Genomic DNA, 17612 nt, shown 5'->3' with positions numbered 1-17612 from the left:
CGCTTTCAACTCGCTCTGGCCCGGACCCGTGTTGTTGCACGATTGCTAATTAGCCAAATTTGATGATGGAGGTGCTGAAGTGACGTTTTGGTCCTATCGCAGCGGCTGGTTTATCGGGATCCTCGTGGGAGCCGCTGTGTTTACGGGGATGGCGCAGGCTCAAGCGGAGGATATGCGCGGCGGCGTGACCTATGCGGGCGGGCAAGTCATCCCGGCGGGTCGGATTGAAATTACCATTGAAGACGCTGAAGGTGGTAATGTGCGGCTGCAAGGCGATGAGGCGCTAACCATCGAAAGCGACGGAAAGTCTCGGCAGATCGAATTTCCCCTGACATGGCCAGGACGCGCGACCGGGACGCCGAAACTGCGGCTTGTCGCGCATTTGCGCCGTGAAGACGGCTGGTTGCTCGCTCGCGGCAGCGCGGGGGTTAAGGTTGGGCAACCCGTTTCTGTCACTTTGAATACTGTGATGTATTGAGGATGTGCTAAGCAGTTCAAGTCGTGTAAGCGGTGCGGTCGTCGCGACCGGAGCAACCGAGACAAAGGCAGTGCCATTTCGGGACCGTTTGGAAGGACAATCGCAACGTGGTCTTCTGCGCTGATCCCCATAGCGTGCAGGCTTGCGGTGACGTCCTCTGATAGGTGCCGCAACCCGTCTTAGCTGGACCAAGGGCGCCCGGCGGCTCCGATGGCGGGCAGATCGCCCAGGTGCCCGGCAAGAATGACTTGATTGTGTTCTCCGTGGTCATTCCTCTCTCAGATTGTTGGCGATCTGCGGACGACGACTATTCGGATAACAGCGTCTCGGCGAGGCTTCGGCCACTCATGAACGCGTCCTGCGCGGTCGCGCCAAGGCACCAATCTCCGCAGATCGAAAGCCCAAGCGCTTCGTCCGTCAGACAGGGTTGGCCCAAGGGTTGCGAGGTCAGAGCATAGCGCCAACGGTGAGCCATGCTGATAACGGGCGAAACAGGTGGACAGTCGAGCGCGGCGAAGAACGCTTGCAGCAACAAGCTCTCGATCTCCGCGCGTTCGTATTCCAGATGTGCGGTGCTCCACTCGGCGTTGGCCTGAATGACCCATGCGTCGCCGGGTGGGGTCCGGCCCGGTTTTGCAATCTCTCGCGCGATGACAGAAATGGGGCCCGCGCAGTCGTTGATGTAGGTGACGTCGGTGGGTAAGGGGGCGTCAAAGCCCGCCATAAGCGTCCAGCACGGGGCCATCTTTGCGTGCTCGATCTGTGCCTGAACCTTGGGCCATGGCGACACAAGCCTGTGTGCCTGCGGCTGCGGTATCGCAAGAACAAGCTGGTCGAAGGTCTGCCCCGAGAATTCCGCATGTCCTTGCAAGGACCACCCGTCTGACCCGCGATCCAATGCCGTGATTTCGGCCTGGGTGCAGATCGTCAGACCGTTGGCAATCGGTTTGACGCTTCCACTCATCCCCGGTAGCCCTGTCCAGCCTTTGGCATCTGTCCAATACGCCGCGGTCCCCTGGCCTTCGATTTGCGTGATAAAGTTGGCAAAAATGCCTTCGGTCGGGCGCAGCACGACGGCACCGTGGTCAAAGCGCCATCCATCTTTCCGGCGCGACGCCATGCGTCCGCCAAGGCCACGGCTCTTGTCACATACAACCACGTCACGACCGTCGTCCGCCAACATGCGCGCCACTGTCAGACCGGAAAGCCCTGCGCCGATCACGACAATCCGATCAGTTTTATTCATGTCGAATGTCTCCTAAAGTGGGCGCTTGCCAGGACGGGCGGTCATGTCCCTACAAGAGGCATCATCCAATTCCAACCGGCATCGCCTCAGCGGGTAAATCAGTGCGTCCATGTTCTATACTAAGCGGGAGGATGGCGTAGGTCTGTGGCCAAGCTAGCTTTGGCTTTTGCGGCGCCGGCCTAAACGAGCATGAGAACGCCTTACTACTCCCTTGAACAGCGTCTTCGTCGTTGGGTCACTTTCTGAGAATTTATGTGACGGTCACAGACAGCTTGCCGAGCGCTGCAAGTTCCACGTCCATGACATCGCCCTGGCTGACAGGGCCAACCCCGGATGGCGTCCCGGTCATGATCACATCGCCCGCGGCCAATTCGAAATATTCCGACAGGTAGGAGATCATCTCGGGTGTCTTCCAGATCAGCTGATTGAGGTTGCCTTCTTGCCGCAATGCGCCGTTCACACGGAGGGTAATTGCGCCCTCTTCGAGGTGACCAACATCCGTGACCGTGTGGATTGGGCCGATGGGCGCCGAGTGCTCAAAGGCTTTGCCGATTTCCCAGGGGCGGCCTGCCATTTTCATCTCTCCCTGAAGATCCCGGCGGGTCATGTCCAAGGACAACGCGTAGCCGTAGACGTGATCTAGTGCATGTTCGACCGGTATGTTTGTGCCGCCTGACTTCAGCGCGACGGCCAATTCCGCTTCATGGTGAACATCGGACGTGCGGGGCGGGTAGGGGAAGCGACCCGTGGTGTTTAGGTTGTCGGGGTTTTTCTGAAAGAAGAAAGGCGGCTCGCGGTCCGGATCATGGCCCATCTCAATGGCATGCGCAGCATAGTTCCGTCCGACGCAATAGACACGGCGTACCGGGAAAGCCCCGCCTGATGCGACGGGGATCGACGTAATGGGTGGCGCAGGAATTACGTATTCAGACATTGCGCGGCTCCATGCTCTGACCCGTTTGGCATAAAGGCTGGGCTGGGAGAGATCAATCTGACCTACCCGCGCTTAGGTGCAGTGGCGCGTCAAATCCCATCAAGCGCGTGCGCTGATGGATGCCGGTCCAAGAGCCGCGAAAACCCGGCCTGATCCCCTTGTTCGGTCGATCCACGATGAAGCTCAGGCGGGCTTGCTGTTTTTTGATGCTGTGCTCGGCGATCTCCGTTGTTTATGGAGATTTCCGCTGTCCCCCGACTTTCAAATATATCGTTAAACGTGTGTCATAGAGAGGTGCCATAGCACGGCTTGTCTTGCTGATTGAGGAATATGCAATGGGCTTCTTTTCTACAAATTTCATCTTTGGATCGTTCGGGTCGGACACCCTGACAGGAACACAAAAAAGAGACTACATCTTTGGGTTTTTTGGTGATGACAGCATCAAATCCGGTGGTGGAAATGACGTGGTTTTTGCAGGTTTCGGCAATGACACGATCCATGGTGGCGGGGGCAATGATCGCATCTTTGGCGGCTTTGGCTTCGACACAGCCGCGTACTCAGGCTCGATCAACGATTACAGCATTTCAACCGGTGGTCGGTGGGGGCCCACGACCGTAAAGTCCGTGGGTGACGTCGAAGACGCAGGCCGCGACAAGCTCTACAGCGTCGAAGCGCTGTTTTTCGAAGCGGACGACTACACCCTGTTTCTGGACGGCAGAAACAATGAGGTCCTGGCGGGCGATGACGCATTCACCACGGCCGAAAACACAACCCTGACCATCGGCGTCGGAGCGCTTTTGGAGAACGACCAGGAGTTTGACGGGGACACGCTCGAAATCAATGGCGTGTCGGGTACCAGTGCATCCGGTGCGACGGTTGAGTTGGTCGATGGGCAGGTGGTTTACAGCCCGGGCGATCTTTTCGACATGCTTGAGGTGGGCGAAACCGCGACCGATACGTTCACGTATACCGTCACGGACAATCAGGGCAGTACGGTCACAGCCACTGTTACAGTAACTATTGAGGGCGAGAATGACGCGCCGACCCTGCTGGCCGTGGATCAGATCTGCCTGATCGAAGGCAACGAGACATTTCAGGCCGTCATTGCCGCCTCTGACGTAGAGGGCGATACGCTCAGCTTTGCCCTGGCCGGCGCTGATGCGAGCCTGTTTACAATTGATGCCCAGACGGGCGCCATCAGCTTCATCGACGCGCCGACCGCCGACAATCCGCTTGATCAGGGTGGCGACGGCATCTACGACCTCGAACTTCTGGTGTCAGATGGCGTGAACACGACCAGCCAAGAGCTTCAGGTCCAGGTGCAGCGGGCGCCTGCAACCGGCGGTTCCAGCCCGATTGCGTTTGACATGGTGGGCAGTGCGTCGCTTGGCCTTCTGGGCTTTGTAAGCACGGCGCCCACCTTCTCGAGCGCGGGGGACGGGTTCGGATTTTTTCAAGTCGGTGCCGGATCGGTTCCGTTTAGCCTCGTTGATGACAGCGCGGCGTCATTTCCCGGCGATAGCCTCGGCATCATCGACGCCAGCGCGAACACCGATGTGTTCTTCGGTGTGACTGATACGATCAACAGCGACAATCCGAACGACGAAGCCTATGAGGCGCAATGGTCCTTTGACATTGCAGGTCAAACGGATCTGAGCCTGTCGGTCGACGTGGGCGCGATGGGTGATTTCGAAGGCTCCGACACCTTCACGCTGAGCTACAATATTGATGGCGGTGCCGAGATCGTGCTGTTCGATTTTGTGCCCGATGAGGATGCGTCCCTCGACTACACCCTCGCGAACGGCGATGTCGAAACCCTGGACGACCCGTTGACGGTTGCCGGGTCGGGCGAGGTTCTGTCGAACATCCTGCAAACGCTGAGCGCCAGTCTCGAGGGCACAGGTGCGGTCCTGAATGTCACCCTCACGGCAAGCACCGACGGCGGATCCGAAGCGTTTGCCATGCAGAACCTTGTGATCGAAGGGGCCGCGCCCTCCGGATCGCAGGTGGTGGCATCGACTTTGACGGGCGATGCTGACCGGAACCTTATCAGTTTCACCAACAACGCCCCGGCCTTCTCCAGCCTCGGGGACGGCTTTGGCATTTTTCAGGTTGGCACAAGTGCTTCGATCCCGTTCAGCCTTGTCGATGACAGCAATGCAGGCTTTGCGAATGACACGTTGGGTATCATCGATGCGTCCACCAACACGACCTCATTCTTTGGCGTAACGGACACCGATAACAGCGACACCACTGGACCTGTTTCGGCGACCTGGGCTTTCGACATCTCAGGGTTCAGCGATCTGATGTTGTCACTTGATGCTGGCGCGATGGGTGATTTCGAAGGGTCCGACAGCTTTATCTTCACATACAACATCGACGGCGGCGCCGAGATGACGCTGTTCGACTTCGTCGCGGACGAGGCGGCGTCGCAAGACTATACGCTTGCGGACGGAGATGTGTTCACCCTCGACGACCCGCTGACGGTTGCCGGTTCCGGTGAAGTCTTGTCGAACGTTTTGCAAACGTTAAGCGGTGCGATTGAGGGCGAAGGTTCCATCCTGAACCTGACGTTCACTGCCGACACCGATGGCGGATCAGAGGCTTTTGCCTTCCAGAACCTGATCATCGAAGGGACCGGAGGCGCCACTGAGCCCGAACCCCCGACCTATTCCATCTCGACAAACAGCGGTGATGCGCTGGAAGGCGATGAAGGGAGCACCGAGTACAGCTTTGTCATAACCCGCGATGGCGATGTGTCCGAGGCGGGCAGCGTGGACTTTACCATCGGTGGTGACGTTGATGCGGACGATTTCGGTGGCATGCTGCCAGCGGGCGCGGTCATGTTCGCGGCGGGTCAGACCTGTGCCACGGTGACCTTTACCGTCACCGGCGACAATGTGATCGAAGATGACGAGACTTTTACGGTTACCTTGTCGAACCCGGTTGGTGGAGAGATCACCACAGACAGCGCCTCGGTCGAGATCCTGGATGATGATGACATCACACTGATCTCCGACATTCAGGGCGCTGGTGACGCCAGCGAACTGGTTGACCAGGTCGTCACCGTCGAAGCCGTCGTGACCTACGTGACGTCGGACGGATACTTCCTGCAAGAGCAGGACAGTGACAGCGATGGCAATGCGCTGACCTCGGAAGGTATCTTTGTCTTTACGGGTGGCGTGGACCAGCCTGCTGTTGGTGATCTGGTTTTCGCCCGCGGCGTGGTCGAGGAAAGGTTCGGCCAAACCCAGCTCAGCCAGGATTTTGTTCGCGTGGTGTCGTCGGGCAACCCGTTGCCGACGGCGGCGACCGTGCTGCTGAGTGGTACAGAGCAGAATTTCGAAGCCGTTGAGGGCATGCGCTTTACCCTCGACAGCGGTATCGAGGGCGAAAACATCACCGTCATCGAAAACTTCAATCTCGACCGCTTTGGTGAAATCACGGTGTCGGCGGGCATTCAGACACAGGCGACACAATTGTTCGACGCCCAAACCGAACAGGAAGAGGTGCAGGCGCTGATCGAAGCCAACCTGAACAACCGTCTGATCATCGACGATGGCGTGTCAGAGCAGAACCCCGACGAGTTTGTTTACATTCCGAACACCACCGATGGCGACAACGGCAACGGGTATCTGGATGCGGGCGATACGTTCACCGCCGAGGGTCCCACCCTGCGACTGGGGGCCGAGATTGATGGACCGACCACTGGGGTCATGACCTTTGGTTTCGGCGAGTACCGGATGCTGGTTGATGGTCAGTTAAACGTGGACGAGGAAACGAATTCCGGCGCGCGCGAAGAAGACGCGCCCGATGTGGGTGGCGACATTCAGGTCGCCTCGATCAATGTCCTCAATTACTTCACGACGCTGCGTGGCGAGGGCACCTCGGGTCCGGGCGGCCTTGATCCGCGCGGCGCATCCTCGGCCGATGATCTGGAACGGCAGACCGACAAGCTGGTCGAAGCCATCACAGGAACGGGTGCCGAGATTTTTGCGCTTCAGGAAATCGAGAATGGAGGATTTGCAGAAGGCTCTGCCATCGACGCACTGGTGGACGCCTTGAACGAGGATGCGGCGATGTCCGGTTCCGGCGCAGCCTATGCTTTTGTTGATCCGACGGCAGATGCAGGTTTCATCGGCACCGATGCGATCACAACGGGCATCATCTATGATGCGAACGCGGTGACCGTTACCCATTCTGAATTCCTCGTCTTTGAGGAGGCGTCAGCGGCGACAACCTTTGCTCTGGCCGAAGTGCTGAATGCGGTGGTGCCCGAAGATGATCGCGTCGGTGACTTCCAGCGGAACCGCCCGGCCGTGGCGGCCACCTTTGAAGACAACGAAACGGGCGAGACGTTCACCATCGTCTCAAACCACTTCAAGTCCAAGGGGCCAAGCGGTCTGACTGATCTGGTGGAGGCCGCGCAAGACTATCTCGACAATGGCGGCACCGACATCAACCAGGCCGATATCGACGCGCTGATCAATGACCCAAACTATGATCAGGGCGATGGTCAGGCGTTCTGGAATCAGGTGCGTGCAGACGCGGCGGCTGAAGTGCAGGCCTGGATCGAGAACGGCTATATGGGCACGGGCGTCGACAACTTCATCATCATGGGTGATTTGAATGCCTATGCGAAGGAAGACCCGGTGCAGACCTTGACGGACGATCCCGGTCTTGTTGATCTGATAGATCAGTTCATTGGTCAGGATGAAGCCTATAGCTTTGTATTTGATGGCCAGCGCGGTGCGCTTGACCATGCAATCGCCTCGGGTGGCATGGCGGGCCTGATAACGGGCGCGTCGGAATGGCATATCAACGCAGATGAGCCGGATCTGCTGAGCTACAACTCGGCCTTCAACAACTCCAACTTCTACGAGCCAAGCCAATTCGCGTCATCTGACCACGATCCGCTGATCATCGGCATCGATACCGGTGTGAACGACAGCGTTCTTTCGTAGAGAAAAGAAACTGCCCTTTGGGCGCGCCTACAAACAGGTGCGCCCGGGGCTTCGCTTCTGATGACCTTGCGGTCCTAGACGTCAACCAAAACGGTACCGTCGCAAAGCGGATTTGGATGTGTTCGCGGCCTTTCGAGCGATCAGCCTGCCGTGTAGGTCACTAGCAAGCCCGGAGTAACAACCGCGACGTTCATCCAACAAAAAACCGGCGCAAGCGATTGCTTGCGCCGGTTTCTCTACAGATCAGCTGCTTAGTTGATCCAGGTTTCCACGATGTCCATGTTCTCGGCCACCCACTCTTCGGCCACGTCTTGCGGGTCCATCTCATCCCGACCGATGGCCAGGATCCATTCGTTCACCGTGTTGGGGTCCAGTTGGATCTGGCTCAGGAACTTGGCCGCGGGCGGGTTCCGCTCTTCCAGCGACTTGGAGTAGCTGACGAAGATCTGAGCGTCGGGCGTTTTGCAGCCTGCTTCGGACACTTCCAGCCAGTCCTCGCCGTCGAGCTGCAGGTTCATGCAGCCTTCGGTGTGCTCGGGCTCGGCCAGCGGTGTGATGTCATAGGCGGCGTGGATCCACTCGGGCGTCCAGTAGTAGAAGAGGATCGGTTTCTGGTTGCCGTAGGACGTTTTCAGCTGCGCCTTGAAGGTCGCGTCGGAGATAACCTCCGGCTCCCACAGCTCGGAGAGTCCATAGGACTTCATCTTGACCTGCCAGATCTTCGTGGACTTCCACGAGGCGTCACCGGCCCAGTATTCACCCTTGCCGTTGCCGTCCTTGTCGAACATCGCCGCAACCGCCGGATCCTTCAGGTCCTCAAAGGACTTGATCTGGTCAGCCATGTAGCTGGGCACGTACATCTGCTGGGTTCCGGCATAGGGCTGGTTGTGGGCAACTGTACCTGCGTCTTCGATATACTTGTCCCAAGGCGCTTGCTGGTTCGGCATCCACATGTCGGTCCAGACGTCAGCCGAGCCGTCGCCCTTGTCCATGCCTGCGCCGATGATGGCCTGGTCGGACAGACCTTCGACGATTTCGGCTTCGGAGTTCAGCGGCCCTTCGATGACCGTCTTGATCACGTGGGCGATGGCCTTGGCGCCGGTCCAGTTTAGGTCGGAGATGGCGACCTTTTCCTGAGCCGAGGCACCGACTGCTGCGACGGAAAGCGCCCCGGCAGCGGTGAGGGTTGTGATGAGTTTCATATGTGTCTCCCTTATTGAACTCATTCTTGGTTAGTGTTTGACGGTGTTGGCCTTCTGGACAACGCGGTCGATCATCATCGCAAGAAGCGCGATGCCGATGCCTGCCAGGATGCCTGCGCCCGTGCGAGTGTTGGCGAGCGCCTCCGTCACGATAAAGCCCATGCCGCCCGCGCCGATCAGCGCGGCCACGACGACCATGGACAATGCCATCATCACCACCTGGTTGACCCCTGCCATGATCGACGGCAGGGCCTGGGGCAGTTCGACCTTCATCAGCAGTTGTCGCGGGTTGGCGCCGAAGGCCAGGGCTGCTTCCTTGGTGTTCTCGGGCACGTGGCGGATGCCGAGGGCCGTGAGGCGCACCATGGGTGGCATGGCGAAGATTACTGTGGCCAGGATGCCCGGCGGTTTGCCGATCGAGAAGAAAGCGACCGCAGGCAGCAGGTACACGAAGGATGGGATCGTCTGCATGATGTCGAGGATGGGCGTGATGATTGCCTGCCCCCGTTTCGATTTGCCGACCCATATGCCCAGGGGCAGGCCGAAGACGATACATATGATCGAGGCCGCGACCACGAGGCTCATCGTGTCCATCGCTGTTTGCCAGAAGCCGAAGAGGGCGAGGTAACAGAGCGATGCGGCGACGAATATGGTTATTCGCGCCCCGGCCATTGTGTAACTGATCGCCATGATGGCCCCCATGGCGATGATCCATGGCGTGCCCACGAAGACCGCCGTGATGGCCGACAGCATCGACCGCAGGAACGTCGTGATCCCGTCGAAGAAGAAGCCATAGAACGCCGTCAGGTAGCCGATGCCGTCATCGATGAGTTGGGCTGTGTAGCTGTTCAGGTTGACCGGTGGCAGACCTTCGCGCGGGGCTTCGCGGCGGACAAAGCGGTCGCCGTTGTCGTCGCGCGGGTAGGTGACCGTGTCGCGCCGTTCCAGCCAGACAATGGTGGGGAATTCCCCGATGATCATGCAGTCGAACTGGTCCTTGAACGCGACCTCTTCTCCCGCGGCGATGGAGCGGGCCTGTTTGATGCAGGTCCGTTCTTCGGGCGGGAATTGCGAGGCGCGGTAGAGCATGAGCGGCGCGATCATGGCGACAATCAGTGTCGCCCAAACGAGCCGTTTCATGTCCCAGCCGGAGGGTTTGGAGTGGTCCACGCGCCAGGTGTTGTACTGGCGGAAGTAGATGCGGTCGGCGAGCCAGCCGAAGAGGATGCGGCCGAGGATGAAGATGATCACGGCGGCCCAGAGGCTGGACGTGGTCCAGTTTTCGAACCGTTCGACGAGAAAGTCCTTGTTGTCGATGACCGCCTGTTCGGCGGCGCGTGAGAATTTCCAGACTTGCATGAGGTAGACCGCTGCCACGAGGTCGATCAGGAAGCCGATCCAGAACAGCATCTTGTTGGCGCGCAGGGCAGCCCATGGGAAGCCCGCGATGGCCGCCATCCAGTTGACGTGGGTGGCGGGCAGCTTGGCCTTTTGGATCGACAGGAAGGTTTCGGCGAAGTAGCCGCCGGATTTGTCTGCGAAGTCGGCGAAGGGTTTGGTTTCGTCTGTCGCAGCAGCAGGCGCTGCGCCCATTTGATCGGGTGTTGTGTCGGTCATGTTATGCCTCCCCCTGGACGCCGTGCAGGATTGCATCTTTGGACACCACGCCCACGACATTGCCGTCCGACTTGATCAGCACCGGGTGGTCCTGGTTGACGCTGAGCGCGATCAGCTTGTCGAGGTCATCGTCGGGCTCGGCCACCGGGGCCTCTGCCTGCGGGATGGGGCCCTTGCGTTGTTCGTAGGCTTCGAGCGGTTCCATGACTGTGTGTGCATAGAGCAGCTTCAGCTTGGAGATGCCAGCCACGAAGTCCGCCACGTAGTCGTCGGCGGGCTTGGTCACGATGTCTTCGGGTGTGCCGACCTGCACGATCTCGCCATCCTTCATGATGGCGATGCGGTTGCCCATGCGGATCGCCTCGTCGAGGTCGTGGGTGATGAAGAGCGTCGTCTTGTTCATCGATTTCGACAGGTCGAGGAATTCGTCCTGAAGCACCCGCCGGATCAGCGGGTCGAGGGCCGAGAAGGGTTCGTCCATCAAGAGGATGTCCGGGTCGGCAGCCATGGCGCGGGCGAGGCCCACGCGCTGCTGCATCCCACCTGACAGCTCCGACGGCAGGCGGTCGCCGTAGCCTTGCAGGCTGACCAGTTCGATCACGCGGTCGGCGACTTGCGCGCGGGTGTAGGCATCGACATTGCGCAGCTCCAGCGACAGGGCGACGTTGTCGCGCACCGTGCGGTGGGGCAGAAGCGCCATGTTCTGGAAGACCATGCCGATCTTGTCGGCGCGCATGGCGCGAAGCTCTTCGGCATTGAGTTTGCCGACATTGGCACCGTTGATCAGGATGTCACCGCCCGTGGGTTCGATCAGGCGGTTGATGTGCCGCACGAGGGTGGATTTGCCCGAACCCGAGAGGCCCATGATGCAGAAAATCTCGCCCTCGCCGACGGAGATCGAGACATCCTTGACCCCCACGACAGCGCCGAACTGTTCCAGCACCTCGGCCTTGGACAGGTTGTCCCTGCGGACGGCTTCCATCGCTTCGTCTGCGCGGCTGCCAAAGATTTTCCAAACGTTGCGGGTGACGACCACCCCTTCTTCCCTGTTGTCGTTCAAGCGCGTGCCTTTTCTCTTTTTGGGTCGAGGAAGGGCAGGTCGACAAGCGTTGCGCCGAGGCGCTTCATATGTCCGTCCAGTTTGCCCACTTCCAATTCCGTGCCGGGTGCTGCGTTTTCGACGGCGACCCGGGCCATGCAGATCGCATGTCCGAGTGCGGGGGAGTGGCAGGCACTGGTGATCGTGCCCACCTGCTCGCGTCCCACAAAGATACCATCGCCATGGACGGGCACCTCATTGCCGGCCATGTGCAGGCCCACGAGCTTGCGCCGTGGTGCCGTGTTGTTGCGTTCAAGCGCGGTGCGCCCGATGAAGTTTTCTTTTTTCAGATCGACGGCAAAGCCGAGCCCCGACTCAAAAGCGTCTGCCTCGGGCCCGAATTCAGCGCCCGAGATCATCAGACCCGCTTCGATCCGCAGCATTTCCAGGGCGTTGCCGCCCATGGGCACCAGCCCGTCGGGTGCGCCAGCCTCCATCAGCGCGTCCCAGATGGTGACGGCGTCGGCGCTGTCGCAGAAGAGTTCGTAGCCGAGTTCCCCGGTGAAGCCCGTGCGGCAGAGCATGAACATCGGCCCGTCGCGGTCGTGCAGCCTGGCGATGGTGAAGCCGAACCATTTGAGGTTGTCGAGCGACGGGCGCGAGGGCTGTGTGAAGACGATCTTGCGCAGGATGTCGCGGGATTTGGGCCCTTGAAGGGCAAGGTTCTGGATCTTGTCGCCGTAGCTGAGCACCCGGACGTTCAACCCGTGGGCCGCTGCCTGTTCGCGCAGGTGCAGGCCGGAGTTGTCCGATCCGCAGCACCAGCGGAAGGCCGTGTCTTCGAGCCTAAAAAGCGTGCCGTCGTCCAGCACCGACCCGCGTGCGTCGCAGACCAGGGCGTAGAAGCCGCGATGTTGGGACAGCTTGGCCGCGTTTCGGGTGAGGCAGATCTGCAGCAGTTCCTCGGCATCGGGGCCGATGATGTCGAATTTGCGCAGGCCCGACATGTCCTGCAGTGTGGCGGCGTTCTTGCACGCCCAGTATTCGGCGATAGCCCCTGTTGCGTCGTATTGCGTGGGCATCCAAAGCTGGCGCGCGACCTGGTAGCTGCTGGTCAGTTTTGAGATGCGCGGATGGAATGCGGAATGGGCGGTCATTTGCGCTGCGTCCTCGGGGTTTGCGCGCCATGCGACGGCGTGCTGTATCCGGCTGTTTTCGTCATAGATGCGGACATGCACATCTGTTGGGTTCCATCCATTGATTGGGTCCACGTCGTCGGGACATGCCGTTGAGACGCAGACGAGGTCGGTGAGCGCTTGCATGGTGACGTGATCGCCGGGGCGGGACCATGCTTCGTCCGCGGCAATGTGGTGGTGTTGCCAGTCGATCCACGAGTTGAAGAAGAAGTTGATCGCAGGCCACGCGCGGCGGTTGCCGATGCCGTAGGGGGCGAAGGCGCCCGAAATGTTGTCGGAGCAGTTGATGTGGCCGGGAAAGCCGCGCTCTTCATAGCCACGCGCGGTGCAGGCCAGTGCAAAGGTGTCGTGGCGGCCCACAGTGTCTTGGCGCAGTGCCAGCAGGGGCACCATGTCCTGATCGAAGAATTTGTCGTGCAGGCCGGGTGTGGGGTAGGCGCCCCGCGCCATGGTGCGGGAGACGGTGCTGTCGATATAGCGTTCCAGCCCGCCGTCCAGTGCGTCGGCCCGCATCGCCATGAAGTCGGAGCATTGCTGCCCTTCGACGTCGATAATCTGGACGAATTGCCCTTTTTTGAGCGTATAGGCGTGGGCCGTGCCGCGGCTGACCCGCCATTCGTCGACCACGTGGCCGAGCGGGTCGGGCAGTGCCAGGTCAAAGCCGTTGCCTGCGGGGGGCTGGATCGTCAGCGTGACGCTCCCGCCTGCGCCCGTTTCGATGAAGCCGTCCTGCGCGGGCAGGATGCAGATCAGGTCGGCGTCCTGCGTGATCTTGCCGATATGGGTTTCGCCCGGTGCATCCTCGGGTCCGAAGATGTGCAGGCCGCGCGCCGCGTCGAGCGTGCTGTCGCGGCCGTGTGCCATGGCGTTCATGGGGCGCGTGTCGTAGCCGGTGGTTGGCAGGGCGTCGCCTGCGGTTGTCACACCCTCGAACGCGCTGGTGTCGAAGGTGCGCGCGGTGTCCGTCCGCGCGGTGATCCAGACATCGCATCCGCCATCTGTCGTGGTCAGCGAGATGACAGACCCGGCCCGCACGCGGACCTGTTCAATACGTCCATACCGCACGTCGCGTCGCAGGGTCGACGTGTCCTTCAGACCCTGGTAGCGCACCCGCTGCGGTGCAATGCTGTCGCTTCGTTGTAACACGAGCCTATTTCCCTGTTCGGTTTCCACATCATTGACGTAGGTGCGGTGTAACCGGTTACACTTCAACACCCGCGAATCGCTTCGGTCAAGGGCGAGGGACGGCAGGGAGCAGTTTGTGAACAAGATTGGCGTCAGTATCCGCGATGTTGCCCGCGAAACGGGCTTGTCCACGGCGACCATATCGCGCGTGGTGAATGGCGGCAGCAAGGTGAGCGACGAGACGCGGCAGCGGGTGCTGGAGGCCTGTGCGCGGCTGGACTACCTGCCGAACCCGGCCGCGCGTGCGTTGTCCACCCGCCGGTCGAAGGCCGTGGCGGCCATCATCCCGACCATCGAGCATTCGGTTTTTGCCAAGTTTATTGCGGCCGTCGAACGGACATTGGGGGAGCGCGGGTATTCGCTGATCATGGCGATTGCGAAGGCGGATGAGGCAGAGGAACTTGCGGCCGCCCGCAAGCTGTTGGGTATGGGGGCTGATGCCTTGATCCTAAGTGGGCTCGACCACAGTGACCTGTTGTTGGAGATGCTGGAACGCCGCGCGGTGCCTTACGTCTTTACCTCTGCCTGGGACGACCGGAGTGCGCGGCCGACCATTGGCTATGACAATGCGTTGCTGGCCGAGCGGGCCATGCAGCATCTGGCGGACCGGGGGCATCGGCGGGTGGCTGTCGTGCATGGGCCGTTAGCCGAAAGCGACCGGACCCGGTCCCGCCGCGCGGGTGCGGCGTCTGTGGGCGACCGGTTTGAGCATCTGGCGTTTTTCGAAGCGCCATTGGATGTGGCGGGTGGCAAGGCGTGTGTAGGGGCCGCGCTTGAGGACCCGCGGGATTTCACCGCCTATCTGTGTTCGACCGACGTGCTGGCGCTGGGGGCGTATTTTGCCTGCGCCGAGGCGGGAAAGCGCATCCCGCAGGACATCTCTGTCATGGGGTTTGACAACCTCGACTGGTCGCGGGACATCGTGCCGCCGCTGACCACCATCGACCTGCCCGCCGTGGGCATGGGCGAGATGGTGGCGCAGCGGATCGTGGCGTACCTTGAGGATGGCGCGCCGCTGCAAAATGAGTTGCTGACGGCGGGGATTATTGAACGGGGGTCGGTGGCGGATCTGACCTAGATCGAGGCTGCGCCGTAGCCCGCGCGTCGTCCGAAGACGGCGCCCGAGGTCAGACCTGAGCCGCCGGGGTAGCCGTTGAAGAACACGCCGCCCACAAGCTCGCCGCAGGCGTAGAGGCTCGGAATGGGCGCGTCATTGTCCGTCAGAACGGCGCCAGTTTGGTCCACCTTGAGCCCGCCATAGGTGAAGGTGATCCCGCCTGTCACCGGGTAGGCGCGGAAGGGCCCCTGGTCCAGCCGTTGGGCCCAGTTTGATTTGGCGAGCGGCAGCCCTTGGGTGGCCTTGCCATCGAGGATTGTGGGGTCGAAGGCTGTGCCGTCGTCCACGGCGGCGTTGTAGGCGTTGAGCGTTTGGTCGGCCTGCGCGTGATCGACGCCGTCCAGCATTGGGATCAGGGCGTCGAGCGTGTCCGCCTCGACATAATGCGCGTCGTGGAAGTGGTATTCGCCGTAGAGCAGGTCCAGCACCTTGGCGTCGAAGATCTGCCAGGCGAAGTGGTCCGGCTGTTCCATGATGGCAGCGCCGAACTGGGCGTAGGTGTAGTTGCGGAAATTGATCCCTTCATCGACGAAGCGGTGGCCGTTTGCGTTGAGCATGACACCGAGGAAGTAACAGATCTTGCGGTAGTTCTTGCGCTCGCCCGGGGGGATGTCGAGGTTGCCGTAGTCCGACATGTGCAGGTCCATGGGCGTGGCGTGGCAGCCGCCGAAGAACCCGTATTCCTTTGCGCCCAGCTTGGTCGCCATCACCAGCCCGTCGCCGGTGTTGTGGGGCGTGCCGCGCACCTTGGCCTTGTCCCAGTCGGTGCCGATATGGCGCTGGCGCAGGTCGGCGTTGGCCTCGAACCCGCCGCAGGCGAGGATGACGGCATCGGCGTTGAGCCTTTCGCCTGTATTTGTGATGACGCCGTTGACGTGGCCGTCGTCGGTGATCAGGTCGGTGACGGCGGTATTGTAGCGGATCTCTCCCCCCAGCCGTTTGAATGCGGCAAGTTCCTGGTCGAAGAGGCCGACGCCCTCGTTTTCGGCGGCCAGTGTCAGACCGCCCCAGAATACGTGGCGGCCATCCTTTTCAAAGCTCTGGCGGGAATAGATGGGCTCGAATTTGACGTCGCGACCGCCGAGCCATTTGAGCGTGTCGTAGCTTTCGGCGATCAGCGTTTGCTGTTCGGGGCTAAGCGGACGGCCATCGTTGAAGCCGAGGAGATCAGCGCCGAATTTCTCTTGCGTGTAGCTTCCGAAATCGGTGTGAGGCAGGCGAGGGTCGTCGGGGTCTTTTAGGAGTGGGATCAGGTCCGCCCCGTCCTCGTAGGCAAAGCGCATGGCGCCTGCGGTGTATTTCGTGTTGCCGCCAGCGAGGGCCGCGTCCGCTTTTTCCAGCATCAGGACGGTGGCCCCTTTTTCGAGGGCCGCGATGCCTGCGCAGAGGGCGGCGTTGCCGGAGCCAGCGATGATGATGTGCGTCATGGGGTGGTCCAAACCTCGGGGTTGATCATGTGGATGGGGGCGCCGCTGGCGTAGGCGTTGACCTGGTCGAAGATGTCGGAGAATTGCAGGTCAAACTCGTCCTCGGTGACGTAGCCGATATGCGGCGTCGGCAGAACGTTTGGTGCGGTGAGCAGGGGGTGTGTTGGGTCGGTGAGCGGTTCGGTGTCGAACACGTCGATGGCTGCGAAGATGCGCTCGCGTGCGATCTCAACCTCAAGCGCGCCGGGTGCGACGAGGCCCGCGCGCGATGAGTTTACGAAGAGGCTGCGCGGAGACATGGCGGCAAGGTCGTCGGCGGTGATGATCCCGCGCGTGGCGGGTTTGAGCCGGACGTGGACGCTGACGATGTCGGAGGTTGCGAAGAAAGCGTTGCGTGAGGGGGCGACCGTTTCACCATCAGCTTGTGCCCGTGCGCGGCCATCTTCCGAGGCCCACCATTGGACATTCATGCCGATGGCTTTGGAGTACGTGGCAACCGCTTGGGCGATCCGCCCATAGCCGTAGAGCCCGAGTCTGCGGCCGCGTAGGGTGCGTCCAACGCCGGATTGCCAGTTCCCCGCTCGGATCGAGGCCACTTGTTCCGGGATTTGGCGGTAGCTCGCGAGTATCAGCGCCAGAGTGTGTTCTGCGGCGGCGTAAGAGGGCGTGCCTGCATGCATGTTCGAGCAGAGGAGCACGCCGGTGCTTGTGCAAGCCTCGACGTCGATATGCGGGTAGACGCTGCGTTGCGAGATCAGTTTCAGGTTTGGCAGGCGTTCGAGCAGGTCGGCGGTAATCTTCGTGCGTTCGCGGAATAGGACAAGGGCTTCGGCATCTTGCACGCGCTGGGCGAGGGTCACGGGATCGGGTTCGTGGTCCGTCCAGACGGTGACGTCGTGCGCGGCCAGTTTGTCAAAGCAGGGCAGGGTGCGCAGCGTGTTGAACCAGTCGTCTAGGATGTGGACTTTCATCGGCTCTCGACACCTGCCTGTGGGGTTGGCGAGCGTGGGGTGGGCACGAACACGCAGTCATCCAGCGATTGGATCGCTGTCAGCACCTTTTGCCGTTCGGCCAGCAGGTGATTGAATTGCGCGTCGCAGCCCGCGATGGGGCGTGGGTAGTTGGAAATCTCGTCCTGCAGCAGTTGCCGGGCCATGGACAGTTCCGCGCGGGCGGCGAGAACGCAGTCTTCGAACGTATCGAGCAT

The 17612-nt window shown here is 60.8% G+C and carries 12 protein-coding genes; 3 read left to right on the top strand and 9 right to left on the bottom strand.

The window, feature by feature from the left end; translation table 11 throughout:
- Positions 1-79 precede the first annotated feature (79 nt).
- On the top strand, positions 80-478 hold the full coding sequence (locus FD715_RS22590) for a hypothetical protein (RefSeq protein WP_189799569.1): 399 nt from the start codon (positions 80-82) through the stop codon (positions 476-478).
- A gap of 307 nt (positions 479-785) precedes the next feature.
- Here the strand turns inward: FD715_RS22590 and FD715_RS19915 are convergent, their stop codons facing one another.
- Positions 786-1724 (bottom strand): NAD(P)/FAD-dependent oxidoreductase, encoded by a 939-nt coding sequence (locus FD715_RS19915; RefSeq protein WP_147114182.1) that lies wholly within the window; start codon positions 1722-1724, stop codon positions 786-788.
- A gap of 250 nt (positions 1725-1974) precedes the next feature.
- On the bottom strand, positions 1975-2658 hold the full coding sequence (locus tag FD715_RS19910; RefSeq protein WP_147114179.1) for a fumarylacetoacetate hydrolase family protein: 684 nt from the start codon (positions 2656-2658) through the stop codon (positions 1975-1977).
- Positions 2659-2993: 335 nt separating this feature from the next.
- Between FD715_RS19910 and FD715_RS19905 the strand changes: the two genes are divergently transcribed.
- On the top strand, positions 2994-7622 hold the full coding sequence (locus FD715_RS19905) for an ExeM/NucH family extracellular endonuclease (RefSeq protein WP_147114177.1): 4629 nt from the start codon (positions 2994-2996) through the stop codon (positions 7620-7622).
- 251 nt (positions 7623-7873) lie between these two features.
- Here the strand turns inward: FD715_RS19905 and FD715_RS19900 are convergent, their stop codons facing one another.
- Genes FD715_RS19900 through FD715_RS19885 form a run of 4 tightly spaced genes read right to left on the bottom strand, consistent with a single transcriptional unit; the run spans position 7874 to position 13822 of the window.
- The gene (locus FD715_RS19900) at positions 7874-8824 is read right to left on the bottom strand and encodes a glycine betaine ABC transporter substrate-binding protein (RefSeq protein ID WP_147114174.1); all 951 of its coding nucleotides are present in this window, start codon (positions 8822-8824) and stop codon (positions 7874-7876) included.
- Positions 8825-8854: 30 nt separating this feature from the next.
- Positions 8855-10441 (bottom strand): proline/glycine betaine ABC transporter permease, encoded by a 1587-nt coding sequence (locus tag FD715_RS19895; protein WP_189799568.1) that lies wholly within the window; start codon positions 10439-10441, stop codon positions 8855-8857.
- Position 10442: 1 nt separating this feature from the next.
- A complete protein-coding gene (locus FD715_RS19890; protein ID WP_223274993.1) occupies positions 10443-11501 on the bottom strand; it encodes a glycine betaine/L-proline ABC transporter ATP-binding protein in 1059 nt (352 codons plus the stop codon).
- Positions 11498-13822 (bottom strand): DUF1989 domain-containing protein, encoded by a 2325-nt coding sequence (locus tag FD715_RS19885; protein ID WP_223274992.1) that lies wholly within the window; start codon positions 13820-13822, stop codon positions 11498-11500. Before FD715_RS19885 ends, FD715_RS19890 begins: the two co-directional genes overlap by 4 nt.
- Positions 13823-13937: 115 nt before the next feature.
- Here FD715_RS19885 and FD715_RS19880 point away from each other — a divergent pair, with 115 nt between their 5' ends.
- Positions 13938-14939 carry a LacI family DNA-binding transcriptional regulator gene (locus FD715_RS19880; protein ID WP_189799567.1) on the top strand — a complete coding sequence of 334 codons (1002 nt, stop codon included), beginning with the start codon at positions 13938-13940 and terminating at the stop codon, positions 14937-14939.
- Here the strand turns inward: FD715_RS19880 and tcuA are convergent.
- Genes tcuA through FD715_RS19865 form a run of 3 tightly spaced genes read right to left on the bottom strand, consistent with a single transcriptional unit; the run spans position 14936 to position 17612 of the window.
- Positions 14936-16405, bottom strand: coding sequence for an FAD-dependent tricarballylate dehydrogenase TcuA (gene tcuA, locus FD715_RS19875; RefSeq protein WP_147114164.1), 1470 nt, complete (start codon positions 16403-16405; stop codon positions 14936-14938). The genes FD715_RS19880 and tcuA overlap by 4 nt on opposite strands.
- Positions 16402-17376 (bottom strand): D-2-hydroxyacid dehydrogenase family protein, encoded by a 975-nt coding sequence (locus tag FD715_RS19870; protein WP_147114162.1) that lies wholly within the window; start codon positions 17374-17376, stop codon positions 16402-16404. Before FD715_RS19870 ends, tcuA begins: the two co-directional genes overlap by 4 nt.
- On the bottom strand, positions 17373-17612 hold the full coding sequence (locus FD715_RS19865; RefSeq protein ID WP_147114160.1) for a hypothetical protein: 240 nt from the start codon (positions 17610-17612) through the stop codon (positions 17373-17375). The genes FD715_RS19870 and FD715_RS19865 overlap by 4 nt, the downstream gene beginning before the upstream one ends.

The sequence above is a fragment of the Tateyamaria sp. syn59 genome (assembly GCF_007995245.1).
Classification (GTDB): domain Bacteria; phylum Pseudomonadota; class Alphaproteobacteria; order Rhodobacterales; family Rhodobacteraceae; genus Tateyamaria.
The sequence above is the reverse complement of the archived record's forward strand: the minus strand, read 5'-3'. Positions and strand labels throughout refer to the sequence as shown.